Source organism: Mycobacterium sp. TH-M82 (genome assembly GCF_057473605.1).
Window position 1 is genome coordinate 1 of sequence record NZ_JBYCKY010000100.1, and the last position, 3,092, is coordinate 3,092.

3 protein-coding genes are annotated in these 3,092 nt (G+C 69.5%); 1 reads left to right on the forward strand and 2 read right to left on the reverse strand.

Going from position 1 to position 3,092, the window contains the following annotated elements; genetic code table 11:
• Positions 1 to 128 precede the first annotated feature (128 nt).
• Positions 129 to 1,487, forward strand: coding sequence for a DNA polymerase IV (locus AC2VON_RS03065; RefSeq protein ID WP_486951623.1), 1,359 nt, complete (start codon positions 129 to 131; stop codon positions 1,485 to 1,487).
• Between the two features lie 117 nt (positions 1,488 to 1,604).
• On the opposite strand, the gene AC2VON_RS03070 is transcribed toward AC2VON_RS03065, so the two are convergent.
• Together AC2VON_RS03070 and AC2VON_RS03075 are read right to left on the reverse strand one after the other, a co-directional pair.
• Complete coding sequence (locus AC2VON_RS03070; RefSeq protein ID WP_486951624.1) at positions 1,605 to 2,033, reverse strand: SDR family NAD(P)-dependent oxidoreductase; 429 nt, start codon at positions 2,031 to 2,033, stop codon at positions 1,605 to 1,607.
• Positions 2,034 to 2,092: 59 nt separating this feature from the next.
• A partial coding sequence (locus AC2VON_RS03075; RefSeq protein WP_486951625.1) for a mechanosensitive ion channel domain-containing protein occupies positions 2,093 to 3,092 on the reverse strand: 1,000 nt, incomplete at its 5' end.

Genomic DNA, 3,092 nt, shown 5'->3' on the forward strand with positions numbered 1-3,092 from the left:
CGGCCGGCCCCCGACGCCGCGCCGCCGCGCGTGGTCGGGGTGGCGTTCCGCTCGCCACTGGAGCTGCCGGTCCGGTTCAGCGCTGCCTAAGCTAAGGCCGGCGGCTGAGCCCCATAGCATCAACGGTTGTGGACTCCCGCTGGGTCCTGCATCTGGACATGGACGCGTTCTTCGCGTCCGTCGAACAACTGACCCGGCCGACGCTGCAGGGCCGGCCGGTGCTCGTCGGTGGACTCGGCGGCCGCGGTGTGGTGGCCGGCGCGAGCTATGAGGCGCGGGTGTTCGGCGCCCGCTCGGCGATGCCGATGCATCAAGCACGCCGGCTGGTGGGCAACGCTGCGGTGGTGCTACCGCCCCGCGGCGTGGTGTACGGGGTGGCCAGCTGGCGGGTCTTCGAGGTGGTGCGGACCGTGATACCCGTCGTCGAGCAGCTCTCCTTCGACGAGGCGTTCGGGGAACCCGCGGAACTCAGCGGCGCGCCGGCCAGCGCTGTCGAAGGCTTCTGCACGGAGCTGAGGCGGCGGGTGCGCGAGCAGACCGGGCTGGTGGCATCCGTCGGCGCCGGCTCGGGCAAACAGATCGCCAAGATCGCCTCGGACCTGGCGAAACCCGATGGCATCCGGGTGGTACGGCGCGCCGAGGAGCGCGCCCTGTTGGACGGGCTGCCGGTGCGTCGGCTGTGGGGTATCGGCCCGGTCGCCGATGAGAGACTGCACCGTCTCGGCATCGCGACCATCGGCCAGTTCGCCGCACTGAACGAAGAAGAAGTCGCCAGCATCCTGGGGGCGACGACCGGCGCGGCGTTGCACCGACTGGCCCGCGGCGTCGATGACCGTCCGGTCGTCGAACGCGCCGAGGCCAAGCAGATCAGCGCCGAGTCCACCTTCGCGACCGATCTGACCACTCTGGAACAGCTGCACGAGGTGGTCGGCTCGATCGGCGATCACGCGTATCAGCGGCTGCTGCGCGACGGGCGCGGCGCCCGCACCGTCACGGTCAAGCTCAAGAAATCCGACATGAGCATCCTGACCCGCTCGGCCACTCTGCCGTACGCGACCACCGATGCCGGCGCGTTGATCTCGGCAGCCCGCCGGCTGCTGCTGGACCCACTGCAGGTCGGACCGATCCGCCTGCTCGGCGTCGGGTTCTCCGGGTTGAGCGAGGTACACCAGGAGCCACTGTTTGCCGCCCTGGAACTGGAGCAGCACTCCGACACCCACCAGCCGACGCACCCGCCGCCACCACCATCGGCGCTCGACGACGCCACCTGGCGGGTGGGCGACGACGTCACCCATCCGTCTCTCGGGCACGGCTGGGTGCAGGGCGCCGGCCACGGGGTGGTCACGGTGCGGTTCGAGACTCGGGGAACCGGGCCGGGCCCGGTGCAGACGTTTCCCGCCGATACCCCCGAAATCACCATCGCCAACCCGGTCGACAGCCTGGACTGGCCGGACTACGTCGCCAAACTGCGGGCTCAGGAGCGCTGAACCGGGAAGGTGGGGAGGGGCTGCGTTCGACGCCGGAGTTCAACGCGGCCCTTGCTTTGGTTGCGGCCCTGCATGATTCGGAGATCGGTGTGCTCTGCGGGTGGGCGTGCGCGGTGTTCAACCGCTGAGACGCAGTGGAGCCCACGGTGCCGGTCGTTGAGGAGCGGGCGTTCGCAGGTGGCCTGCCGCTACAGTCTGTTGGCCCGAAGTGTTCGGCGGATGTCTTTCATGAGCAGCACGAGGTGAAGTTCGTCGGTAGGGCCCCATCGAGCTGATCTTGACGATGCGTCCCCACCGCTGTGCGCGCATCCCGGGCAACACCAGCTGGCACATCCGCACCAGGCCAAACACGTTGGTCTCGAACTGGCGCCGCACATCAGCCATCGGCAGCGTCTCCGTGGCGCCCCGGCGGTGTTCACCAGCGCGCCCACCGCTCCATGCTCGGCGACGACGCGCTCCACAGCGGCGTTGCGCAGCCGCAATGTGTGTTTCTCGGCGTCGACGAGATACCAGAGCCGCCCGCCGCTGGTGACCTCGTATTGGCATTGCTCCATTTCGACGCCGCGGTGCACACCGCTGGCGAGGCGACCTTTGAGCCGCGGGCCTCAGCCGACCCGCTCACCGCGCCGAACCTGCCGCGCTTTGGTCTGGCGCTCGTCGAGGATGTGCCCGAAGTTCTGCAACAGCAACGGTTCACGCATCACCACTTCCTCGAGGTGCTCGCGATCGATCTCCAGCGCGGTCACCTCGTCCAGCGCGTACGCGCTACCGAGGTTCGGCTGTCGGGTCAGCGCTGTCAGGCCCAGGAACGAACCCTCGACCAGGGTGCTGATCGGCACAACCGAACCGTCGTCGGCCGCGACGGTCAGCTGCACGCGCCCGGCCACCAGGAACGTCATGCCCGTCGGCACCTCGCCGGCGAATTCCACGATTTCGTCGGCGCCATACCGCACGATCCGCGCGCACGACTGCAGCGACCGTTGCTTCTCGGCGTCGAGCCGCAACGCCGGCGCGACCACGGTGCGCAGGGCATGCGCCACACGTTCGGTCGTTGAGAACACGTCGTCGGCGTCGTCGAGGTGCAGCTCCGCCCGCCGCGCGGCGTACCAGATCCAGCGCAGGAACGTCGCCTTCGCGGCGCCCGCGTCGGCCGGCGAGCTCAGCCCGATGGTGGTGCGGTACCCGGCGCCGCCGAGCGGTACCGAACGAGGCTGTACGGCCGGCTTGAGCTGCGGTAACGCGCTGGCAACCCGCGACAGCAACGCGCACACCCGGTCCGGCGGATCGGCGCTGGCGAACGTCGTGGCGATCTCGATCTTGTGTGTGCCGGGCGGGCGGCTGAGGTTGGTGAACGCGGTGGTGGCCAGCACCGCGTTCGGCGTGACCCGCATTCCGCTGCCGGTGTCGATGTGCACGGCGCGCCAGTTCACCTCAACAACGCGCCCCCGCGCGGTCCCGGTGTCCAGCCACTCGTCGATGCGGAAGGGTTGCTCGAAAAGCATGAACAGCCCCGACACGATCTGGCCGACGGAGTTCTGCAGCATCAGGCCGATGACGACCGAGGTGACGCCCAGCGCGGTGAACAGGCCGCCGATCCGCACGCCC